The sequence below is a fragment of the Rhizobium sp. AC27/96 genome (assembly GCF_001692325.1).
Lineage (GTDB): Bacteria > Pseudomonadota > Alphaproteobacteria > Rhizobiales > Rhizobiaceae > Rhizobium.
In genome coordinates this window covers 151,378-173,634 of sequence record NZ_LXKN01000075.1, presented here as the reverse complement: position 1 = coordinate 173,634, position 22,257 = coordinate 151,378, and the positions used below count along the sequence as shown (strand labels likewise).

Below are 22,257 nucleotides of genomic sequence, written 5' to 3'. Positions count from 1 at the left end.
ATGAGCGATAAGGGTGCATCCAAGCGCCGCCTGCGTTCGCAGGACTGGTTCGACAATCCGGATCATATCGATATGACGGCGCTCTATCTGGAGCGGTTCATGAATTACGGCATCACGCCGGAAGAGTTGCGCTCGGGCAAGCCGATCATCGGCATTGCCCAGAGCGGCAGCGATCTGACCCCCTGCAACCGCCATCATCTCGATCTTGCCAAGCGCGTGCGCGACGGCATCCGCGATGCCGGCGGCATTCCGATCGAGTTCCCGACCCATCCGATCTTCGAGAACTGCAAGCGGCCGACGGCGGCACTCGACCGCAACCTTGCCTATCTCGGTCTGGTGGAAGTGCTCTACGGCTATCCGCTCGATGGCGTGGTGCTCACTACCGGCTGCGACAAGACCACCCCCTCGGCGCTGATGGCCGCCTCCACCGTCAACATTCCGGCGATCGTGCTCTCCGGCGGCCCGATGCTTGACGGCTGGCACGATGGCGAACTTGCCGGCTCCGGTACAGTGATCTGGCGTTCGCGCCGCAAGCTGGCGGCTGGAGAGATCGACGAAGAGGAGTTCATGGAGGCGTCTCTCGCCTCGGCGCCCTCGATCGGCCATTGCAATACGATGGGAACGGCCTCGACGATGAATGCCATGGCCGAGGCGCTCGGCATGTCATTGACCGGCTGTGCCGCCATTCCCGGTGCCTATCGCGAACGTGGGCAGATGGCCTATCGCACCGGCCGCCGTGCCGTCGAACTTGTGCTTGAAGACATGAAGCCATCCGACGTGCTGACGCGTCAGGCTTTTCTCAATGCCATTCGCGTCAATTCCGCCATCGGCGGATCGACCAATGCGCAGCCACATCTGGCTGCCATGGCCAAGCATGCCGGCGTCGAACTTCACCCGGATGACTGGCAGGTGCATGGTTTCGACATTCCGCTGCTTGCCAATGTGCAGCCGGCGGGCGCCTATCTCGGCGAGCGCTTCCATCGCGCCGGCGGTGTCCCCGCCATCATGTGGGAGCTACTGCAGGCCGATAAGCTCGACGGAAGCTGTCCGACCGTGACCGGCAAGACGATGGCGGAAAATCTTAAGGGCAGGGAGGCGACGGATCGCGAAGTCATCCTCCCGTTTGCCGAGCCCTTGAAGGAGCGCGCCGGTTTTCTCGTGCTGAAGGGTAATCTGTTCGATTTCGCCATCATGAAGATGAGCGTTATCTCCGAGGAATTCCGCAGCCGTTATCTGCAGGAGCCGGGCCACGAAGGCATGTTCGAGGGGCGGGCCGTGGTCTTCGACGGATCAGAGGATTATCACAAGCGCATCAACGACGCCGATCTGGGGATCGACGAGCGGACGATCCTCGTCATCCGCGGAGCAGGGCCGATCGGCTGGCCGGGGTCGGCCGAAGTGGTGAACATGCAGCCGCCGGATGCGCTCTTGAAGCGCGGCATCCGCAGCCTGCCCACAATCGGCGACGGGCGCCAGTCGGGCACCGCCGACAGTCCCTCGATCCTCAATGCCTCGCCGGAGAGCGCTGCCGGCGGCGGCCTTGCCTGGCTGAGGACCGGCGACATCATCCGTATCGACTTCAATCATGGCCGTTGCGACATGCTGGTGGAAGAGGCGGAGATCGAGCGCCGCAAGGGCGATGGCATACCGCCAGTCCCGCCGGACTCGACGCCGTGGCAGCGCATCTATCGCCGTTCGGTCACGCAGCTTTCCGATGGCGCCGTGCTTGAAGGCGCTGCCGAGTTTCGCAATCTCGCGGCCATACCGCCCAGGCATAATCACTAGTGGCATTTTGGCGCAAACTGTTGGCAGATAGCCGCTCGGGCCGTCGTTAAAGTTCGCGAAAGGCAGTAGTGCAAATCTATTGAGTAGCATTTATGTAATCTCTCCAATTTCCGAAGGGGGTGGAGCTCTTTGGCAGAGACGGCATCAGGGCGAACCGAAGAAGAGTTCCAGGACCTTTTAAGAAGGTTGGAGCTGGCGCTTGAGGCGTCTCAAATCGGCGTCTGGCAACACAACGTCAATGACAAGGAATTGCTCTGGGACCAGCAGATGCATCGGCTCTATGGAACCGGCCTGCAGGATCGCAAGGTATCGTCCGACGTCTGGATGAAGGCGCTATATCCCGAGGATGTCGAGAAGGCGGTCAACGACTTCCAGATCGCTCTCGATGGGCGCGGCTTCTATAATTCCCAGTTTCGCATCGTTCTGCCCAGCGGAGAGATACGCCATCTGCGCTCCAGTGCGCATTTCTATGAGGATCACGACGGTTCGCCATCCTTTATCGGCGCGGAATGGGATGTCACCGCCGACGTCCAGCTCAATCGTGAACTGACCAGCCAGACGGCGATCGCCGAGGCGCGGGCCGTGGCGCTCGAACAAAGCCGCGCCCGTATCGAATATGCCGCCGACCATGATTACCTGACCGGCCTTCCCAACCGGCGTTATTTCGACCGGCGGCTGGCCGAACTGCGCAAGGCTTCGGATGTCGAGACCTTGGGTGTGCTTCAAATCGATCTCGACGGCTTCAAGGAGATCAACGACAAATGGGGCCATGCGGCGGGTGATGCGACGTTGCAGAGCGCGGCTGCCCGCATTTCAGCGGCGATCACCGCCGGCGATCTCGTCGCGCGTATAGGCGGCGACGAGTTCGTGGCCGTGTTGGTCAACGTCGGAAATGCCGAGAGGCTGGAGGCCATCGCCGACGACATTCTCTCGCGGCTGCGGCGCGAAGTGCGCTTCGGCAATGACATGCTTCGGATCGGTGCATCCATCGGGGTGGCGTCGAGCCGGTCCGACAATGCGGGCAGCCTGCTGGCCGAATCCGATGTCGCGCTTTTCCAGGCCAAGAAGCTCGGCCGCAACCGCGTCGAGTTCTTCACGCCGGAGCTGCAGGCAGATCTGCATGCGGAGCGTCGGTTGGCCGACGAGCTGCGGCTTGCGCCGATGCTGCAGCAGATCGAGCCATTCTATCAGATTCAGGTGGACGCACGCAGCCGCCGTATCGTCGGGCTGGAGGCCTTGGCGCGCTGGCGGCATCCGGAGAAGGGATTGCTGTCTCCGGTGGCGTTCCTCAAGCTGGCCGAGGAATATGGGCTTACCGCCGAGATCGACGCGGCCGTGCTGACGCGTGTGCTTGCCGACCGCGCCGCCTGGGTGTCGCAGGGTGTCGAGCCGCCACGTGTCGCCGTCAATATTTCCGGCCGCCGGCTCGCCGATCACGATTTGATCGAGGGATTGCAGGCACTGAAGATACCGCCGCGTGCCATCGCTTTCGAACTGGTGGAAACCATCTTCCTCGATGACCCCGACGATCGGGTGCTCGCCAATATCGACGGGATCAAACAGATGGGCATCGATATCGAGATCGACGACTTCGGTTCGGGTCATGCCTCGCTGATCGGCCTGGTCAAGCTGAAGCCGAAACGGCTGAAGATCGATCGGCAATTGGTGACGGCCGTCACGGTCTCGGAAGAGCAGCGCCGCCTCGTTGGTTCGATCGTCGAAATCGCGCGCGCCCTGAATGTCGAAGTCGTTGCCGAGGGTGTCGAGACCGAGGAACATGCCCGTATTCTGGCGGACCTCGGTTGCGACGAGCTTCAGGGTTATGCCATCGGCTATCCTGCCCCCGAAAACGAGATTGCGGCACTGCTGAAACCGGCTCCTGCACCAGGCAGGCGCCGATCCGCCGTTGCCGGCGGTGGGCGCGCTACTGAATCTGCAAGGCGACGATCAGACCGTAACTGATGACACCCAGCATCAGCAGCGACAGCGTGGCGGCGACGATCACGCGGCCGCCGGCATGCGCAACGGAACGGATATTCACCGATAGACCGAGTGCGGCCATGGCGATAACGGTCAGGATGCTTGAGACCAATTGCATCGGTGCGACCAAAGCATCCGGGATGAGGCCGAAGGAGCGCATTGCCATCAGCCCGAGGAAGCCGCAAATGAACCACGGAACCAGCGAGTGATGATGGCCGCTGCGGCCGTTCGCATCTGTCGTCTCGACTTTGGTGAGGATGCCGAGCATGAAGATGACAGGGCCGAGCATCAGGACGCGGACAAGCTTGACCAGTGTGCCGGTCTGGACGGCTAGTAGACCGACAGGAGCGGTTGCTGCGAGCACCTGCGGGACTGCATAGACGGTCAGGCCGGCGAGCGTTCCATATTGCGGCACGCTCATGCCGAAATAGAAGTAGAGGAACGGCAGTAGAAAGACGGCGGCAATGCCCAGCACGGCCGTGAAGGCGAGGGCTGCGGCAATCTCCTGCGAATCGGCCTCGATCACAGGCGCGACGGCGACGATGGCGGAGTTGCCGCATATCGAATTGCCGCAGGCAATCAGCGTTGCCAGCTTCGGCGGCAGGCCGAGCAGCCGTCCGATCAAATAGGTCGCGGCAATCGACAGAACGACAACGATGGCGATGCCGGCGATCAGCCAGACGCCCGCTCCACGTACTGCCGAAAGGCTTATGGATGCGCCAAGAAGGACGATGGCGATTTCCAGCAGGATCTTGGCGCTGAAATCGATGCCCGGCCGCATGCTAGGCTTCAACGGCTTGATGGTGCAGACGGCAATGCCAAGGGCGATGGCGATCACCAGGCTCTCGATCCAACGGCCGCCAAGGAGGCTGAGTTCCGCATGTTCGCCGGCATAGGCGACAACTGCGACGGCACAGGTGAGTGCGAGACCGGGGAGGATTTTGTTTGCGCGTTGGACGAGGGGCATGTCTTACCGTCGATCTTTTGTTATGACTTGCTGACGGTGGGAAAGTCTCATCTGTCGATGTGGACATCCATCGAATATTATCCTACGTTTCGTTCGATAAATTAGAATGATTTCCCATGACCTTCGAGCAGCTTGCCATTTTCGTCGCCGTCGCCGAGCGCGAACACCTGACCCATGCCGCGGAAGCCATTCACCTCACGCCTTCGGCTGTGAGTTCGGCGATCAAGAACCTGGAAGCCTATTACGGGGTTGAGCTGTTCCACCGTGTCGGCCGGCGGATCGAGCTGACGGAGACCGGACGTTCCTTCTTAGGGGAGGCGAAAGCCACGCTTGCCCGTGTGCGTTCGGCCGAGCTCATGCTGTCCGAACTTGCTGGATTGCAGCGCGGCCGGCTCAGCCTCTATGCGAGCCAGACCATCGCCAGCTACTGGTTGCCGCCGCTGCTGATGCGGTTTCATCGCGATTATCCCGGCATCGAGCTGGACCTGACGATCGGCAACACGCGCACTGTCACCGAAGCCGTCATTGATGGCGCAGCGGAACTCGGTTTCATCGAGGGGGAAGTGGACGCGCCGGCACTGTCGATGAAGATCGTCGCGCAGGATGCGCTTGTTATCGTCGTCCCGCCGAACCATCCCTGGGCGGATGGGCGGCAATTAACCGGGGCCGAACTCGCCGCCGGCACATCCTGGGTGATGCGCGAGGAAGGCTCGGGCACCCGCTCCGAATTCGAGAATGCGATCGCCAAGCTTGGTGCTCCACCAGCCGATCTCGATGTTGCGCTGGTGCTGCCGTCGAACGAAGCCGTTCTCTCGGCGGTTTGCCTGGGCCAGAGCGCAGCCGCCATTTCCAGCGCGGCGGCGAAAGCCTATCTCGGGCAGGGATTGCTGGTTCAGGCGTCCTTCGATCTGCCGGCGCGCAGCTTCCGCCTGCTGCGCCACAAGGAGCGCCATGCGAGCAAGGCGGCGCTGACCTTGGAGGCCATGTGCAAGAGCTATCGCAAATTCACCAGTTTCGATCCGGATGAGCGGAACGAACCGGCTGGTGCCGAGAATGCCGGATAACACCGATCTCCGATGAATAAGCCTAGCGCCGCTCGGCCCGCTGCCGGTTGGCGACGACGAGTTCGATCGCGTTGCGCTCCAGCATGGCGTTGATGTCGGCGGGTGGGGCCTCGTCGGTGACGAGGACGTCGAAGGTTTCCGGCTCGCTCAGAATGATCGGGGCGCTGCGCCCGAACTTGGCACTGTCGGCAACGATGATGCAGCGTTCAGCCCGGCTCACCGCTTCCCGCGAATATTCCGCCTCTTCGAGATCATGTAGCATGAAGCCCGAGGTGGCGTTGATCGCGCCGACCGAGAGGATGGCATGGCGTATGTTGAAGCGGCGCAGAAAATTGGCCGCTTCCATTCCGAAGGCGCCACCATCATGACCGCGCAGTTCACCGCCGGCGAAGAAGATGCGGTTGCCGTTGCGGGTGGCGAGCGCATGGGCCACCGATAGTGCATTGGTGACGACGAAAAGGTTCTGGTGTTTCTGCAGCGCGACGGCGATGAAGGCGGTGGTAGAACCCACATCGAGGAAGAGGGTATCGCCGTCTTCGATCATCGAGGCGACGGATGCGGCGATCATCCGCTTGGCCTCGGCATTCTCGTTCATGCGCAAATGCAACGGCGGCTCGATCATCGAGTCCTTGATATGAACGCCGCCATGGACCTTGGTGACGAGACCATTGGTTTCCAGGCTGCGGATATTACGGCGGATCGTCTCTTCCGAAACGCCGAGACGCTCGGCAAGAAACTGGATGCGGCTTGCGCCGCCGGCCAGCCGGAGTTCTTCCAGAATCTCGCGTTCGCGATGATTGGAGTGAAGCGGTGGCTGGGATATGCCCGACATGGTGCTGATCCTATTGAGGGTATCGATCCCAAGATATGCAAATGGCTTCCGGATCGAGCAGGCGCCTGTGCCAAGGGGGCAGCAAGCTCTCTGCGAGATGAATCCGATCGCCTCACGCTGGAGTTTTTAAGACAAATCTCACCTACGGTGAAGCGCCGTGTTAGACTATCCATAGCTCATTCAATTGGGAATTATTCGCAAATCCAACAAAAAGCCAAGAATCTGTTTGATTTTGTGGATCGGTTCTTGACAGCTTTGCCATTGTAAGGAACCTTTCTCGTCCAAAGGATGCTCGCTAGAGGCGCCGGAGGGGGAATGATCGTAACGCCGGAAGACAGGATACAGTCTCTCGATATTTGGCGCGGGCCGATCGACATCGCCCCGCTGGTGGGTGGCATTACCAATCGCAATTATCTGGTCAGCAATGGCGGACGACGCTTCGTCGTAAGGCTTGGGTCTGACATTCCGGTTCATCATATCAGCCGCGGCAATGAGGTGGCGGCGAGCAGGGCTGCGCACGCGGCTGGCCTTTCTCCAGCTGTCATTCATCATCAGCCTGGTATCATGGTGCTTGACTATATCGACGCGAAGCCGCTCTCCGCCGACGACATTCGCCAGCCGGCGATGATGGCGCGCATCGTGCGCCTAGTCCGCTCCTGTCATCGCGATATTGGCAGGCATTTTCGCGGGCCGGCGGCGATTTTCTGGGTCTTTCATGTGATCAGAGACTATGCGGCCACGCTCGATGCCGGCGGCAGCCAGCACAAGCTGCTATTGGCTTCCTTTCTCGATATTGCCGAGCAGCTTGAGCGCGAAGCTGGGCCTTTCGAGATCGCCTTCGGCCACAATGATCTGCTGGCGGCGAATTTCCTCGATGACGGCAAGCGGCTCTGGCTGATCGATTGGGATTATGCCGGCTTCAACACGCCACTTTTCGACCTCGGTGGCCTCGCCTCCAACAATGAATTTTCCGTAGCGCAGGAAGCGGCGATGCTGGAGGCTTATTTCGAAGCGCCAGCAGACGACAATCTGCGCCGGCGTTATCAGGCGATGAAATGCGCGTCCCTCCTGCGCGAGACGATGTGGAGCATGGTTTCGGAAATCCATTCCGACATCGAATTCGATTATTCTTCCTATACAGCTGAAAATCTCAGGCGCTTCGAGAGCGCCTGGCAGAGCTTTCGCAATTCTTGAGGTGACGCAATGAAGGGCCTGCCTGCTACCGCAAAGACCGTCGTCATCGGCGGCGGCATCATCGGCTGCTCGACGGCCTACCATCTCGGCAAGCTCGGCTTTACCGATACGGTGCTGTTAGAGCGCAAGAAGCTGACCTCGGGCACGACGTTTCATGCTGCCGGCCTCGTCGGTCAGCTACGCACCAGCGCCAATATCACCCAGATGCTCGGCTATTCCGTCGATCTCTACAAGAAGCTCGAGGCCGAGACGGGGCTTGCCACCGGCTGGAAGATGAATGGCGGTTTACGCCTTGCCTGCAACGAAGAGCGCTGGACCGAGGTCAAGCGGCAGGCGACGACGGCGCAATCCTTCGGCCTGCAGATGCATCTGCTGACACCCAAGGAGGCTTTCGATCTCTGGCCTTTGATGGATGTCGACGACCTCGTCGGCGCCGCCTTCCTGCCGACTGACGGACAGGCCAATCCCTCTGATATCACCCAAGCGCTGGCGAAGGGCGCGCGGATGGCTGGCGTCTCGATTTTCGAGGATACCGAGGTTTTGGATCTGGAGATCGACAAGGGCCGAATCCGTGCCGTCATCACCGATAGGGGACGCATCGAATGCGAGCGGGTCGTCGTCTGCGCCGGGCAGTGGACGCGGACCTTTGCTGGGCGCTTCGGCGTCAATGTGCCGCTCGTCTCCGTCGAGCATCAATATCTAATCACCGAATCCTTCGGCGTACCTTCCAACCTGCCGACACTGCGCGATCCCGATCGGCTGACCTATTACAAGGAAGAGGTCGGTGGGCTTGTGATGGGCGGCTATGAGCCGAACCCGATCCCCTGGGCGCTCGATGGTATCCCCAAGGATTTCCACTACACGCTGCTCGACAGCAATTTCGATCATTTCGAGCAGATCATGGAACAGGCACTGGTTCGCGTGCCGGCGCTGCAGACGGCAGGCGTCAAGCAGCTACTGTGCGGCCCGGAGAGCTTTACGCCCGATGGCAACTTCATCCTCGGCGAAGCGCCGGAGCTGAAGAATTTCTTCGTCGGCGCCGGCTTCAACGCCTTCGGCATTGCGTCTGCCGGCGGGGCGGGCATGGCACTCGCCGAATGGGTCGCCAAGGGCGAGCCGCCCTACGATCTCTGGCCGGTCGACATCAGGCGCTTCGGCCGTCCGCATTTCGATACCGATTGGGTGCGCACCCGCACGCTCGAGGCCTATGGCAAGCACTACACCATGGCGTGGCCCTTTGAAGAGCATTCCAGCGGCCGGCCTTGCCGTAAATCGCCACTCTATGACCGCCTGAAAGCTCAGGGCGCTTGCTTCGGTGAAAAGCTCGGCTGGGAGCGGCCAAACTGGTTTGCCGATCTCTTTGCCGGCGAGGAGCCGAAGGATATCTACACCTATGACAGGCAAAACTGGTTCGGCGCCGTTGGCCGCGAGCACAAGGCGGTGCGCGAAGCGGCCGTCATCTTCGACCAGACCTCCTTTGCCAAATTCGTGCTGAAAGGCAGGGATGCCGAAGCGGCGATATCGTGGATCGCCGCCAACGACGTTACCAAGCCTGTGGGCGCGCTGACCTATACGCAAATGCTCAACGACCGGGGCGGCATCGAATGCGACGTCACCGTCGCCCGCATCGCCGAGAATGAGTTCTACATCACCACCGGCACGGGCTTTGCCACGCATGATTTCGACTGGATTGCCCGCAATATTCCGGCCGACCTGCATGCCGAGCTGGTGGACGTGACCTCGGCCTATTCCGTGCTGTCGCTCATGGGGCCGAAGTCGCGAGAGATATTGCGGGGGGTGACATCGGCGGATGTTTCCAATGCCGCATTCCCCTTCGGCAAAGTGCGGACCGTCGGCATTGCCGGCTGCCCCGTCAGGGCGCTGCGCATCACCTATGTCGGCGAACTGGGCTATGAGCTGCATGTGCCGGTGGAATATGCCGGCACAGTCTATGACGTGCTGATGGCGGCTGGGCGCGAGCACGGACTCATCAATGCCGGCTATCGCGCCATCGAAAGCTGCCGGCTGGAGAAGGGCTATCGCGCTTGGGGCTCTGATATCGGCCCGGATCATACGCCTGTCGAGGCCGGGCTCGCATGGGCAGTGAAGATGAAGAAGAACATTGCATTCCGTGGCCGCGAGGCGATCGAGCGGCAGCTGGCCTCCGGCGTCAAGAAGATGCTTGCCTGCTTCGTGCCGGACGACCCCGAGACCGTGCTGCTCGGCCGCGAGACGATCTATCGCGACGGCCAGCGCGTCGGCTGGCTCTCAAGCGGCGGCTACGGCTACACGATCGGCAAAGCCATCGGCTACGGCTATGTCCGCGATCCCAGCGGGGTGACCGAGGATTTTGTGCTCTCCGGCCGTTACGAACTCGATGTGGCGCAGCGGCGCGTGCCCTGCCAGGTGTCCCTGAAGCCGCTCTACGATCCGCAGATGATGCGGATCAAGGGGTGATTGCGGAGGACGATGATTTGAGAAAGGTGGCGCAGCTTGGCCAGCCGCCAATCTCATCACGGATGGATATAGTGGCCGGAGCTTTTGGCGAATAAACTGAAAAGCTGCAGCTAATGAGATCGGCGCAACGTGGGGGCCGATCGCAGAAGTCCGGTGCCATTCGCACAAAACCCCTATCGTCGGTCCGGCAAGTCCCACGCCCGATAGAGATTATTGAGCGCCTCCGCCGTATGACATTCTATGAGCGGCAGGCCGGATTCCTGGAGCATTTTTGCATATTTGAGGCCGCTATTGCGGGTCTTGACCAGTATCCATTGAATCATTTCCCATTTGACGCTGTCCTTCGCACCTTCGAGATGTCCCGCGCGGTTCGAACGGTTGATGAGCGTGCGTTTGAGATAGCGGGAAAAGCGCAGCCAATGGTTGGAGCTTATGAGGATGGCACCGGTGGCCCGGGCGAAGCGCTGCGGCATCAGGCGCGAATAGTTGCCTTCTATAACCCACTGCTCTTCAAGAATAGCCGCATCATGGAGTGCGGCGAACTCGGCTTCAGGACGTTGCTTCCAATCTGTATGGGGCAGGTGGTGAAGCTGATCGAGATGCACGGCCGGGAGGCCGAGCTTTTTCGAAAGAGCAACCGCAAGGGTTGACTTGCCGGCATTGGAGGGGCCGAGCACGACGATGCGCTCGCCAAGGGAATGCAAGGGAAGCATAGGGGCACCGGTCGGAAAATTGGGATGGCTTCTATTGGCCGAACTGAACGGGGATGTCAACGATTGGAAGACTTGCTCCGGCGATCGTTGCCATTTCCCAGATCGGCGTGGAACCAAGGGGCGCTGTTCTTCGAAAACTGTGATCTCCCCGCCGCCGCATCAGCCATTTTCTTGACACGCCGCCGCTTTCATCCTCAATCGGCATGCTGACAACAGACGGAGGCGAGAGACGATGGCGGAAGCGGGTATCAAGCTGGAAGAAAGCTGGAAAGAGGCTCTGTCTCCGGAATTCGAAAGCCCCTACATGCAGCAGCTCAAATCCTTTCTCGTCGAGGAGAAGCAGCGTGGCAAAGTGATCTTTCCGCGCGGCAGCGAATATTTCCGGGCACTGGATCTGACGCCGCTCGATGAGGTTCAGGTCGTCATCCTCGGGCAGGACCCTTATCATGGTGCCGGCCAGGCGCATGGGCTCTGCTTCAGTGTTCGCCCCGGCGTGCGCATTCCGCCGTCGCTGGTCAATATCTACAAGGAGCTGGAGACGGATCTCGGCATTCCGCCGGCCCGCCACGGTTTTCTGGAGAGCTGGGCGAAGCAGGGCGTATTGTTGCTCAACAGCGTGCTGACCGTCGAAGAGTCACAGGCCGCCTCGCATCAGGGCAAGGGCTGGGAGAAATTTACCGACGCGGTCATCCGCAAGGTCAATGACGAATGCGACGGCGTCGTCTTCATGCTCTGGGGCTCCTACGCGCAGAAGAAAGCTGCCTTCGTCGATACCGAGCGCCATCTCGTGCTGAAATCCGTGCACCCATCGCCGCTGTCGGCCCATAATGGATTCTTCGGCTCCAAGCATTTTTCTCAGGCCAATACCTATCTGGCCGAGCATGGCCGCGAGCCGATCGACTGGGCCTTGCCGAACGATCCGCGCGCTCAGTGAGGCGCCGGATCCCAAGGGTTGATCACTGATACGCCCGTATCATCGAAATCGCCGACATTGCGGGTGACGATGATCAAATCATGTACGAGTGCGGTCGCGGCAATCAGCCCGTCAGCATCGCCGCGTGGACGTTGCGCCGCAATTCGCCCCCATTCGACCGCGATCTGGTCGGTGATCGAAAGAATGCGGCCACTGTGATCGTGCCTGAGCTTGCGCAGCCACTCCCCCAGATGTGCCGCTGCGTGCGGATCGTTCTTTCGCTTCAAGGCGATCCCGCGCATGACTTCCCCGAGTGTGATAACGCTGAGATAGAGCGTGGAAGGGTCAACCGAGCGTAGCCATGCTATTGCTTCGCGGTTGCCGCGACGGGCCTCTGAAATAACATTCGTATCGAGCAGATACATTAGAAAGCGATGCCCCGGCTCGGCGCCTTTTCTCGCGCCGTAACTGCATCGGCCATTTCATCGTCCCAGGCCGGCCCGGATAGCAGGTCGTCGACGAGGCTCGGCTTTCCAGCCAGAAGGGCGTCGTAGTCCTCGGCGGAGAGGACGACGGCCGCCCGTTCGCCACGCAAAGTCACCGTTTGCGGACCTTCGCTCCGAGCTTTCTGCACGACTTTGGAGAATTGATTTTTCGCGTCCTGTAGCGGCCAATTCATGAGTTTTCCATCTGGCTAGACTGTCTAGGTTAATCTAATGCCAATCACGTCCCAAATCAATATTGCCATGCCAAATTGAACTGATGACACCTTCATTGAACGACATCCTCTCATCGTTCAACAATTGAAGACAATCCGTTTGGCACTTGAGGGCTATCGAAACGACGCGTCGCGGACCATCTTCTGCCCATGAGAAACGCCTGCCGTCGCGGGCGAAACAAAGGGGTTAGAGATGCTCAACCAGATCAAGGGTCTTCACCACGTTACCTCGATGGCGGAAGACGCCCGTACCAACAACAAGTTCTTCACCGACACGCTCGGCCTGCGCCGCGTCAAGAAGACGGTCAATTTCGACGCACCCGATGTCTATCACCTTTACTATGGGGACGAGATCGGCACGCCCGGCACGATCATGACCTATTTCCCGTTCCCGAAGATGGCTCGCGGCCGTCCCGGCACTGGCGAAGTCGGCAATACCGTCTACTCCGTTCCGGAAGGTGCGATCGGCTACTGGGCCGAGCGGCTCAGCAAGCAGGGCGTTGAAGGTTTGAAGGCCGACGAATCCTTCGGCCAGAAGCGCCTGCATTTCGCCGGCCCGGATGGTGACGGCTTCGCTCTCGTCGAGGTCAAGGATGACAAGCGTCAGCCCTGGACGCATGGCGGTGTGGATGCCGAGCATGCCATTAGGGGCTTTCATTCCGTCGCCATGCGGCTGCGGGACGAGGGCGCCACGGCCGAACTGCTGAAATACATGGGCTATGAGGTTGTCGATACGCATGAAGGCGTCAAGCGGCTCGCCATTCCCGGTGGCAACGGTGCCGACTATGTCGACCTCGAAACCATGCCGAACATCAACCGCGCGCTTCCGGGCGCCGGCTCCGTCCACCATGTCGCCTTTGCCGTCGAGAACCGCGCCACGCAGCTTGAAGTGCGCAAGGCGCTGATGGACACGGGATACCAGGTAACGCCGGTCATCGACCGTGATTACTTCTGGGCGATCTATTTCCGCACGCCGGGCGGCGTGCTGTTCGAAGTTGCCACCAACGAACCGGGCTTCAACCGCGATGAGGACACGGCGCATCTCGGCGAAGCGCTGAAACTGCCCGGCCAGCATGCGCATCTGCGCGAGTTGATCGAGCGGAACCTCGAGCCGCTGGAAGGCTAATCGGGAGAGGGATCATGATGGATACGAATTATGTGCACCGGCTGAAGGCCGGTGCACCCGGAAAACCCATTCTCTTCACCTTCCATGGCACCGGTGGTGACGAGAACCAGTTCTTCGATTTCGCGGCGCGGCTCTTGCCCGAGGCGACCATTGTGTCACCGCGCGGCGATGTGTCGGAACACGGTGCGGCGCGATTCTTCCGCCGCACGGGTGAGGGTGTCTACGATATGGCCGATCTCGCCCGGGCGACGGATAAGATGGCGGCCTATGTCTCGGGGCTTGCGGCCGAGCACGGCGCATCGCAGGTGCTTGGCCTCGGCTTTTCCAATGGGGCCAATATTCTTGCCAATGTGCTGATCGAACATGGCGATATCTTCGATGCAGCGGTGCTCATGCATCCGTTGATCCCGTTCCAGCCCAAAGACAATTCAAGGCTGGAGGGGAGGCGTGTGCTGATTACGGCGGGCGAGCGGGATCCGATCTCGCCGGCTCCCGTCACCCAGGCGCTCGCCGATTACTTCGCTCAGCAGGGGGCGCAGGTGACGCTCGAATGGCATCCGGGCGGCCACGACATCAGGCCGAACGAGATCGAAGCGATCCGTACGTTCCTCGCGCCCTACGCCTGAATTTGAACAGGGCATGGCCGCAGGGCAGTCATTGCTGTTCTGCGGCCGGCTATTTGCCGATCAGGCGCAGCATGGCCTTCGCCTGTGATGCGGCCGCAAGCTTTGCGTTGTCGTCGACATAATCATTCCCGCAGAAGCGGCTGAGATTGGTTGTATCCGTGCTGTCGGACTGAACGTGTTTCGCATCGGCAATGACGATGCGCCATGCGCAGCCGAGCATCTTGTCGGGCTGGATCGCCATGTCGCAGCCAGTGCTGAGGCACAGGGCGACATGTTTCTGGGCGCGATACCCGCCCGCGATGGCCTCCTCATACTCAGCCTTCCATGTTTCGCGGTTATGCTGGCAACGGGATGGATTGCTGCTCTGGCTGCATTGCACCGTCGCGTCGACATAGGTTTGCGCCGGCGGCCACAGAGGCCCATCCACCAGGCTGACGCAGCCGCATGCGAACAAGGTGGCCGACAGCAGGCGCAACTGATTCTCCCTTAACCGAAATTCACGCGAACCGTAGAGCCGCGGAGAATATCTGCAAGACGAATGTCGCAGGAACTGCTTTCGGGGTGACTTCGATCATCCTTTGCTCAACCGCGGGGCCTGGGGCGTGGCCTTCCTGCAACCCTCGGCATCTTCCGACGTCCACGACATGAGAGGGCGCAAGCTTTGCTTGTGGGTGGCATGGCCGCTCGCTATGGATCTGCCACAACAGGACGGGGGGAGTTGATGGTAACGCTGGCGGAACAGCAGCAATACAGGCTGGGCGTCACCTATGTGGCGCTTTCGGCGCTGGCCTGGTCGACCTCGGGCCTCTTCGTGCGGGCGATCCACGCCGACCTCATGACCATTCTCTTCTGCCGCGGGATCGTTTCCGGCCTCGGCGTCTTCACGCTGTTTTTCTACATCGAACGCCGCAATGCCTGGCGCATCCTGCGCTCCATGCGCGGGCCTTCGCTGGCGGCGACGGTCTTTTCGACGGCCTCGATGATCAGCGGCATCGGCTCGATCTATTATACGTCGGTTGCCGACGCCATGGTCATCTATGCGACAGTGCCGTTCGTTACCGCCGGCGTTGCCTTTCTCTTCATCGGCGAGCGTCCGAATATGAGGACGCTGATCGCCAGCGGCATCGCTTTCATCGGCGTGCTCGTCATGCTCTCCGGCCATTCAGGCGATGGCGGCAGCTGGCTCGGCAAAGGGCTGGCGGCGATCATGACGCTGACGGTGGCCGCGCTCGCCGTCGTCATGCGCCAGCATCGCAATGTACCGATGCTGCCGGCGATGGCGCTGTCGGCGTGGCTCTGCTCCTTCATTACCTTCTGGTTTGCCTCGCCGCTTGCGATATCCGGCCAGGATCTTGGTCTGATCATCGCCTTCGGCATCATCCAGAATGCGATGGGTCTCAGCCTCTATACATTCGGCTCGCGGCTCGTTCCCGCCTCCGATGCAGCCCTGCTGACGGCGCTCGAAGTGCCGCTGACGCCATTATGGGTATGGATGGTTTTTGCCGAGCGGCCGTCGACGGCGACGCTGATCGGCGGACCGATCGTGCTTGCAGCACTTTTCGGGCACATCCTGTTGGAGGTGCGTCGAAATAGGGTGGTTACTTCAGCAAGAACGCATTGAACGGCTTGTGGGCTTCGCCTCAAAATGTTGAAATCGCTCCGATCACGAGGAGTCGATATTGATGAAGAAGGTATTCAATCCACCGTCTGTCCGACGCCCCTTCGGCAATTACAATCACGGCCTGCTGGCGCCGCCCGGCGCCAGTCTTCTGGTCACGTCGGGCCAGCTCGGCATCGGCCTCGATGACCGTATCCCGCATGATGTGACTGCCCAGGCAGAGATGTGTTTCCAGGCGATCAACGCCATTCTCGATGATGCCGGCATGAGCTTCGCCGATGTCATCCGTATCGCCGGCTTCGTCACCACGCGTGAGGATTTTCCTGCCTATATGGCGGTGCGCGACCGCTATACGCTTGATCCCAAACCGGTTTCGACGCTGCTGATCGTCAGCGGGTTTACCCGGGCTGAGTTTCTGGTGGAGGTCGAGGTCACGGCCGCGAAGGTGGTGTGATGATGACGGGCAGCCCGGTGCAATCAGTCGATCCGAAAATGCCCGACATAACGGGGCTTTACGAAACGCATCTGACGGTGTCCGATCTTCAGCGCTCCATCGGATTTTACCGTGATATTCTGAAGCTCGAGGTTGCGACCATTATCGAAAGCAGGAATGTCGGCTTCCTTTGGATCGGGGACAAGCGCACGAGTATGCTGGGCCTCTGGGAAACGGGCAGCGCGCCTCTTCGCATGCGTCTTCATATCGCGTTGAGAACCTCTCTCGACGATGTTGTTCGCTCGGCTGCCGCCTTGAAGGCTAACGGCGTTCAGCCGAAGGGCTTTTATGGAGAGCCGCTCGATGAGCCGGTCGTTGTCGGCTGGATGCCGGCGGTTTCGCAGTATTTTTCCGATCCAGACGGGCATTCGATAGAGTTCATCCATGTGCTTGAGGAGGCCGCCGATCCGGGTTTTGGCATCAAGCCCTATTCGCAATGGTTGGCGCGGCCGAAGACGGCGGTTTGACAGCCGCCCGCCGCCTCACCTCCCTTCCTCCGACTTTGCGCCGGCTTCGTTATGGTCTATGCGGGGGAGGTTCGACTGATATTTGCCGATGCGGCCAATCGCTCGCCGCGGAGAGCATAGGAGACTGCGATGACCCAGAACATCTACGACGATCCAGGCTTTTTCGAAGGCTATAGCCGGCTTCAGCGGTCTGTCGAAGGGTTGGCGGGGGCAGCGGAATGGCCGGCGATACGGGCGTTGCTGCCGGATCTGCATGGTCTCGATGTCGTCGATCTTGGCTGTGGCTTCGGCTGGTTCTGCCGCTGGGCGGCGGAGCAGGGTGCCGCCAATGTGCTGGGGCTCGATGTGTCCGACAAGATGCTGGATCGCGCCCGCGTCGAGACGAAGGATGAGCGCATCCGCTACGGCAGGGCGGATCTGGAGAAGCTGGAGCTTCCCAAGGCGAGCTTCGATCTGGTCTACAGCTCCCTGGCTTTCCATTACATCGAGGACTTTGCCGGGCTTCTGGCAAATATCCGCCAGTCGTTGAAGCCCGGCGGCCGGCTGATCTTTTCGATCGAACATCCGATCTACATGGCGCCGCGTCAGCCGGAGTGGTTGACCGACGCGGATGGCGGCAAGACCTGGCCGCTCAATGCCTATCAGATCGAGGGGAAACGGCTGACCAACTGGCTCGCCGAAGGCGTCGTCAAGCAGCATCGCACCATGGGCACGACGCTCAATCTGCTGATAAAATCGGGCTTTGCGATCGCCCATGTCGAGGAGTGGTCGCCGAGCGACGAAGATCTGGCCCTTCATCCGGATTGGGTGATCGAGCGCGAACGCCCGATGTTTCTGCTGATCTCGACGCGGACCTAACGGCGGAAGCAGCCTAAGGAACCGCGCATCTCGTGCCGATGCCGTCAAGGAAACGTCCCGTCGTCTCGCCGATGGGACGCCAGCTTGATGCTTCGGATTCGGTCGGCAGTAATAGGCGCAAATACCCCAGATACTGGCGGCCGGGATAGCTTTTCCTATTGTTGATAGATTTTATAGAAAACTAATTGCTCTCGGGATGCGGCTTTCGGGAAATGCCGTTGCTTGAGATCGTCGCTTCGACCCGATACGTTGGGTCATCCGGCTGAGCTTGTAGGGATAGTGGGAATGAATATGAAAACGTCCGTGGCGATGGAGAAGGCGGTGCCCGTCGCCGATCCCGATGCTGTGCGAACCGAATTTCGCAACGCCATGGCGCGTATGGCGGCAGCCGTGAATATCGTCACGACCAACGGTCCGGCAGGGCTTGCTGGTTTTGCCGCGACTGCTGTCTGCAGCGTCACCGACAACCCTCCGACACTGCTCGTCTGTCTCAATCGCGGTGCTTCGGTTCATCCTGCCGTGACCGAGAATGGCGTACTCTGCGTCAACGTGCTGTCCGAAGGCCACCAGGACCTTTCACGTCTCTTCGGTGGCAAGACGCCTGTCGCCGAGCGCTTCGCCGCGGCCGCATGGTCGGAACTGTCGACCGGTTCGCCTGCGCTCGAGGATGCACTTGTTTCGTTCGACTGCCGCATCGTGCGCCAGGCCGATGGCGGGACTCATGACATTCTTATGTGCGAAGTCGATGCCATCCGGCTGCGCGATGGCGGGCAAGGGCTCATCTATTTCGACCGGGCCTATCACCCGGCCGGATAGTCCTTTTCCTCAGTAGTTTTCCTGATACCACTCGACGAAGCGGCGCACGCCGACATCGACGTCGATCTGCGGCTTGAAGCCGGTGAGCGCCACCAAGAGGTCCGGCACGGCATAGGTATTGTGAACATCGCCGGGCTGCATCGGCAGCATATGGCGGATCGCCTTCTTGCCGAGCATCGTCTCGATGGTTTCGACGAAGGTCATCAGCCCCACGGGCTGGCCGCCGCCGATATTGACGACGCGGAAGGGCGCGTTCTTCGACAGCGTATCGGTAATGGTCTCCCATACCACCCGGTTTTCCTCTGACGGAACAACGCCGATCAGCCGGATGATGCCTTCGACGAGATCGTCGATATAGGTGAAATCGCGGCTCATCTTGCCTTCGCCGTAGATCTCGATCGGCCTGTCGTTCCTGATGGCATCGACGAATTTGAACAGCGCCATGTCCGGGCGGCCCCAGGGGCCGTAAACGGTGAAGAAGCGGAAGGCGGTCGTCGGGATATTGAATAGATGGGCGTAGCTATGCGCCATCAGCTCCATGCTCTTCTTCGTCGCCGCATAGATCGTCATCTGCTCGTCGGCCTTGTCGCTTTCGGCGAAAGGGATCTTTTCGTTGGCGCCATAGACGGAGGAGGTGGAAGCCAGCAGCAGGTGCTTCGGCTGCAGGTTTCTCGCCAGTTCCAGGATATTGAATGAACCAATGAGGTTGGAATCGACGTAGGAGCGTGGGTTTTCGAGGCTGTAGCGAACGCCGGCCTGGGCTGCGAGATGGACGATCACGTCAGGCTCGGCAAGCTCGGCGGCATGATCGAGAGCGGCCTTGTCTTCGAGCATCCCGGTGACAGCCTTGAAGCCGTTGGAACGCGCGAGAATGGCCGTGCGCTTCTCCTTGAGCCTGACGTCGTAATAGGGCGTCATGCCGTCGAAGCCGACGACGAAATGGCCCTCGTCGAGCAGGCGTCTTGCGAGATGGAACCCGATGAAGCCGGCGGTGCCGGTGATGAGATAACGCAATGGATCGGCCTTTGCTTGAAGCATTTCCAGAAAAAGTGCGCGGCGGTTTTCCGCCCGGAAATACGTAGACGTTCTAGAGTTCGGCGCCGTTCATCGGTCTGCCGATACTGGTATAGGCAAAGCCGTGCTTTGTGACCTCGTCATGGCGATAGATGTTTCTGAGGTCGACAAGGACGGGCGATTTCATGACGGATTTCAGTCGCGCGAAATCCAGCGCGCGGAACTGGTTCCATTCGGTGACGATGACGAGCGCATCGGCGCCGCGAGCGGCACCATAGGCGTCATCGGCATAGGTGATATCGTTCAGGACAAGCCGGGCATTATCCATGCCCTCGGGATCATAGCCGCTGACGGTCGCGCCGGCGTCCTGCAGCGTCTGGATGACCGAGATCGCCGGACTATCGCGCATGTCATCGGTGTTCGGCTTGAAGGTCAGGCCCAGGACCGCAATCGACTTGCCCCTGATATCGCCGCCCATCGCCGCGATCACCTTGCGGCCCATGGCGCGCTTGCGGTTGTCGTTGATGGAGATCGTGGTCTCGATCAGGCGCACGGGGGCGTCGAAATCCTGCGCGGTCTTTGCCAGCGCCAACGTATCCTTCGGAAAACAGGAGCCGCCATAGCCGGGGCCGGCATGCAGGAATTTCGAGCCGATGCGGCCGTCAAGGCCGATGCCGCGCGATACTTCCTGCACATTGGCGCCGACCTTCTCGCAAAGATCGGCCATCTCGTTGATGAAGGTGATCTTCATGGCGAGGAAGGCGTTGGCGGCGTATTTGATCAGTTCCGAGGTGCGGCGGGCGGTGAAGAGCAGCGGCGCCTGGTTGAGGTAGAGCGGGCGGTAGACTTCGGTCATGACGCCGCGGGCGCGGTCGTCATTGAGGCCGATGACGATGCGGTCCGGACGCTTGAAGTCCTCGATGGCAGCGCCTTCGCGTAGGAATTCCGGATTGGAAACGATGGCGACATCGGCCTGCGGATTGGTTTCGCGCACGATGCGCTCGACTTCGTCGCCGGTGCCGACCGGCACGGTCGATTTCGTGACGATGACGGTGAAGCCCTTGACGTGTTCGGCGATTTCGCGGGCAGCGGCATAGACATAGGAGAGGTCGGCATGGCCGTCGCCGCGTCTTGACGGCGTGCCAACGGCGATGAAGACGACATCGCTGTCGGCGACGCTCGTCTCGACATTCGTCGTGAAGGAGAGGCGGCCGGCGCGGACATTGTCTGCGACAAGCTGCTCCAGGCCGGGTTCGAAGATCGGGATCTCGCCGCGCTGCAGCGCCTCGATCTTGCTTGCGTCCTTGTCGACGCAGATGACGTCATGGCCGAAATCGGCAAAACAGACGCCGGACACGAGCCCCACATATCCCGAGCCGATCATCGTGATGCGCATGAAACTTCAATCCTCTTGCTGGCGCGGGCTCCGGCGTCGGGGCGCGGAGCCTGCATGGGCGATCGCCTGCGCTTATACACAGGATCAATGGGCACGCCTATATCCGATGCTCCCGCCAAAGGAATTGCGACAGAAGTGTCATAAAGGGCTGATTGCGGTCACGTCGTTCTACTACGCCTTTACCTGTGCCCCAAATGAAACGAAGCCTTTGTACTTTAAGGCTATCATTGCCTATCGCTTGTGAATGACATCATGTTGCCGCATGATGAATTGGGCGCAATCGTTCCTTCCGGAACGAATATACAATGGGCGGTTCGGGACTATTGCATGAAGTCGACTTTTGCCGTGCGTACAATGCGGGCCGGGGAATTGGAGCTCGCTCTCGAATGGGCTCGGCAGGAGGGGTGGAATCCAGGCATCGATGATGCCCCGGCATTCTGGGAGGCGGATCCGTCCGGTTTCCTCGTCGCCGCAATCGGTGAGGTGCCCGTGGGATGCATTTCCGTCGTGCGCTATGGCGAACGTTTTGCCTTTATCGGCCTTTACATGCTGCACCCGGAATTTCGCGGCAAAGGCTATGGCAAGCAGCTCTGGAACAAGGGCATGGCGCTGGCCGGCAATCGTACCGTCGGGTTGGACGGTGTGGTCGCGCAGCAGGAATATTATCGCAAGCACGGCTTCGAGACGGCCTATCGTACCCTGCGCTTCGGGGGCTCTGCCCAAATACCCGATGTGGGGGATCAGGCAGCGCAGGTCACGCCGGTTACGCATGGCAAGCTTGAGGGGCTGGTGCGCTACGACGAGGGTGTGTTCCCCGGCCTGCGGCATTCTTTCATCAGAGCCTGGTGCGGTTCGCCGGAAAGGCGCAAATCCTTCATGGTCGGCGGCGGCAGCAGAATTCGTGGTTATGGCACCATCCGGCGCTGTTTTGACGGCTACAAGATCGGTCCATTGTTCGCCAACAAGCCGGAGGTAGCGCGGGCTTTGCTGGCGCGTCTGGCCGGTGAGGCCAAGGGAGCTCCGATCTATCTGGATGTCCCGGCAGATAATCTTCACGCCGTAACGCTTGCCCAGGAATTTGGCCTGTCGCCGGTGTTTGAGACGGCGCGCATGTATCGCGGCCAGGCGCCGGCAATACCGCTTGATCGCGTGTTCGGCGTCACCACGCTGGAACTCGGCTAGGCGGGACCGTGTCGCGTCAGCCACCGGCGCGATTTTAA

The 22,257-nt window shown here is 60.4% G+C and carries 22 protein-coding genes; 14 read left to right on the top strand and 8 right to left on the bottom strand.

Going from position 1 to position 22,257, the window contains the following annotated elements; all coding sequences use genetic code 11:
- Complete coding sequence (locus A6U86_RS34310; RefSeq protein ID WP_068401798.1) at positions 1-1,785, top strand: IlvD/Edd family dehydratase; 1,785 nt, start codon at positions 1-3, stop codon at positions 1,783-1,785.
- 129 nt (positions 1,786-1,914) lie between these two features.
- Positions 1,915-3,747: a GGDEF domain-containing phosphodiesterase gene (locus A6U86_RS34305; protein ID WP_068401603.1), complete on the top strand. Its 1,833-nt coding sequence runs from the start codon at positions 1,915-1,917 to the stop codon at positions 3,745-3,747.
- On the opposite strand, the gene A6U86_RS34300 is transcribed toward A6U86_RS34305, so the two are convergent.
- Positions 3,710-4,732: a YeiH family protein gene (locus A6U86_RS34300; RefSeq protein ID WP_068401599.1), complete on the bottom strand. Its 1,023-nt coding sequence runs from the start codon at positions 4,730-4,732 to the stop codon at positions 3,710-3,712. The two genes, A6U86_RS34305 and A6U86_RS34300, sit on opposite strands and share 38 nt — an antisense overlap.
- A gap of 116 nt (positions 4,733-4,848) precedes the next feature.
- Here A6U86_RS34300 and A6U86_RS34295 point away from each other — a divergent pair, with 116 nt between their 5' ends.
- Positions 4,849-5,796, top strand: a complete 948-nt coding sequence (locus A6U86_RS34295) for a LysR substrate-binding domain-containing protein (RefSeq protein WP_068401597.1) — start codon at positions 4,849-4,851, stop codon at positions 5,794-5,796.
- Between the two features lie 22 nt (positions 5,797-5,818).
- Here A6U86_RS34295 and A6U86_RS34290 read toward each other — a convergent pair whose 3' ends face one another.
- Positions 5,819-6,628: a DeoR/GlpR family DNA-binding transcription regulator gene (locus A6U86_RS34290; RefSeq protein ID WP_068401594.1), complete on the bottom strand. Its 810-nt coding sequence runs from the start codon at positions 6,626-6,628 to the stop codon at positions 5,819-5,821.
- Positions 6,629-6,943: 315 nt separating this feature from the next.
- Here A6U86_RS34290 and A6U86_RS34285 point away from each other — a divergent pair, with 315 nt between their 5' ends.
- On the top strand, positions 6,944-7,822 hold the full coding sequence (locus A6U86_RS34285) for a choline/ethanolamine kinase family protein (protein WP_068401591.1): 879 nt from the start codon (positions 6,944-6,946) through the stop codon (positions 7,820-7,822).
- A gap of 9 nt (positions 7,823-7,831) precedes the next feature.
- A complete protein-coding gene (locus tag A6U86_RS34280) occupies positions 7,832-10,279 on the top strand; it encodes an FAD-dependent oxidoreductase (RefSeq protein ID WP_068401588.1) in 2,448 nt (815 codons plus the stop codon).
- A 173-nt stretch (positions 10,280-10,452) separates the two neighbouring features.
- Here A6U86_RS34280 and A6U86_RS34275 read toward each other — a convergent pair whose 3' ends face one another.
- A complete protein-coding gene (locus tag A6U86_RS34275) occupies positions 10,453-10,956 on the bottom strand; it encodes an AAA family ATPase (protein ID WP_343287093.1) in 504 nt (167 codons plus the stop codon).
- A 268-nt stretch (positions 10,957-11,224) separates the two neighbouring features.
- On the opposite strand from A6U86_RS34275, the gene ung reads away from it, so the two are divergent.
- Complete coding sequence (gene ung, locus A6U86_RS34270) at positions 11,225-11,926, top strand: uracil-DNA glycosylase (protein ID WP_068401582.1); 702 nt, start codon at positions 11,225-11,227, stop codon at positions 11,924-11,926.
- Here ung and A6U86_RS34265 read toward each other — a convergent pair.
- Entirely contained in the window at positions 11,920-12,330 is a 411-nt protein-coding gene (locus A6U86_RS34265; protein WP_068401581.1) for a type II toxin-antitoxin system VapC family toxin, read from the bottom strand. The two genes, ung and A6U86_RS34265, sit on opposite strands and share 7 nt — an antisense overlap.
- On the bottom strand, positions 12,330-12,584 hold the full coding sequence (locus A6U86_RS34260) for a type II toxin-antitoxin system Phd/YefM family antitoxin (RefSeq protein WP_068401580.1): 255 nt from the start codon (positions 12,582-12,584) through the stop codon (positions 12,330-12,332). Before A6U86_RS34260 ends, A6U86_RS34265 begins: the two co-directional genes overlap by 1 nt.
- A gap of 232 nt (positions 12,585-12,816) precedes the next feature.
- Here A6U86_RS34260 and A6U86_RS34255 point away from each other — a divergent pair, with 232 nt between their 5' ends.
- Positions 12,817-13,749 (top strand): VOC family protein, encoded by a 933-nt coding sequence (locus A6U86_RS34255; protein WP_068401578.1) that lies wholly within the window; start codon positions 12,817-12,819, stop codon positions 13,747-13,749.
- Positions 13,750-13,763: 14 nt separating this feature from the next.
- Positions 13,764-14,375 carry an alpha/beta hydrolase gene (locus A6U86_RS34250; RefSeq protein ID WP_068401576.1) on the top strand — a complete coding sequence of 204 codons (612 nt, stop codon included), beginning with the start codon at positions 13,764-13,766 and terminating at the stop codon, positions 14,373-14,375.
- 49 nt (positions 14,376-14,424) lie between these two features.
- On the opposite strand, the gene A6U86_RS34245 is transcribed toward A6U86_RS34250, so the two are convergent.
- On the bottom strand, positions 14,425-14,850 hold the full coding sequence (locus tag A6U86_RS34245; RefSeq protein ID WP_068401570.1) for a hypothetical protein: 426 nt from the start codon (positions 14,848-14,850) through the stop codon (positions 14,425-14,427).
- A gap of 246 nt (positions 14,851-15,096) precedes the next feature.
- On the opposite strand from A6U86_RS34245, the gene A6U86_RS34240 reads away from it, so the two are divergent.
- From A6U86_RS34240 to A6U86_RS34220, 5 genes are all read left to right on the top strand, one after another.
- Positions 15,097-15,996 carry a DMT family transporter gene (locus A6U86_RS34240; protein WP_068401567.1) on the top strand — a complete coding sequence of 300 codons (900 nt, stop codon included), beginning with the start codon at positions 15,097-15,099 and terminating at the stop codon, positions 15,994-15,996.
- 61 nt (positions 15,997-16,057) lie between these two features.
- A complete protein-coding gene (locus A6U86_RS34235) occupies positions 16,058-16,447 on the top strand; it encodes a RidA family protein (RefSeq protein WP_068401565.1) in 390 nt (129 codons plus the stop codon).
- Positions 16,447-16,953, top strand: coding sequence for a VOC family protein (locus A6U86_RS34230; protein WP_068401796.1), 507 nt, complete (start codon positions 16,447-16,449; stop codon positions 16,951-16,953). The genes A6U86_RS34235 and A6U86_RS34230 overlap by 1 nt, the downstream gene beginning before the upstream one ends.
- A 129-nt stretch (positions 16,954-17,082) precedes the next feature.
- On the top strand, positions 17,083-17,811 hold the full coding sequence (locus tag A6U86_RS34225) for a bifunctional 2-polyprenyl-6-hydroxyphenol methylase/3-demethylubiquinol 3-O-methyltransferase UbiG (RefSeq protein WP_068401564.1): 729 nt from the start codon (positions 17,083-17,085) through the stop codon (positions 17,809-17,811).
- A gap of 309 nt (positions 17,812-18,120) precedes the next feature.
- Positions 18,121-18,627, top strand: coding sequence for a flavin reductase (locus A6U86_RS34220; RefSeq protein WP_234906253.1), 507 nt, complete (start codon positions 18,121-18,123; stop codon positions 18,625-18,627).
- 9 nt (positions 18,628-18,636) lie between these two features.
- Here the strand turns inward: A6U86_RS34220 and A6U86_RS34215 are convergent, their stop codons facing one another.
- Both A6U86_RS34215 and A6U86_RS34210 read right to left on the bottom strand, forming a co-directional pair.
- A complete protein-coding gene (locus A6U86_RS34215) occupies positions 18,637-19,641 on the bottom strand; it encodes an NAD-dependent epimerase (protein WP_068401790.1) in 1,005 nt (334 codons plus the stop codon).
- Between the two features lie 73 nt (positions 19,642-19,714).
- Positions 19,715-21,037: a UDP-glucose/GDP-mannose dehydrogenase family protein gene (locus A6U86_RS34210; RefSeq protein WP_068401561.1), complete on the bottom strand. Its 1,323-nt coding sequence runs from the start codon at positions 21,035-21,037 to the stop codon at positions 19,715-19,717.
- A gap of 327 nt (positions 21,038-21,364) precedes the next feature.
- Here A6U86_RS34210 and A6U86_RS34205 point away from each other — a divergent pair, with 327 nt between their 5' ends.
- Positions 21,365-22,219 carry a GNAT family N-acetyltransferase gene (locus A6U86_RS34205; protein WP_068401787.1) on the top strand — a complete coding sequence of 285 codons (855 nt, stop codon included), beginning with the start codon at positions 21,365-21,367 and terminating at the stop codon, positions 22,217-22,219.
- Positions 22,220-22,257 lie beyond the last annotated feature (38 nt).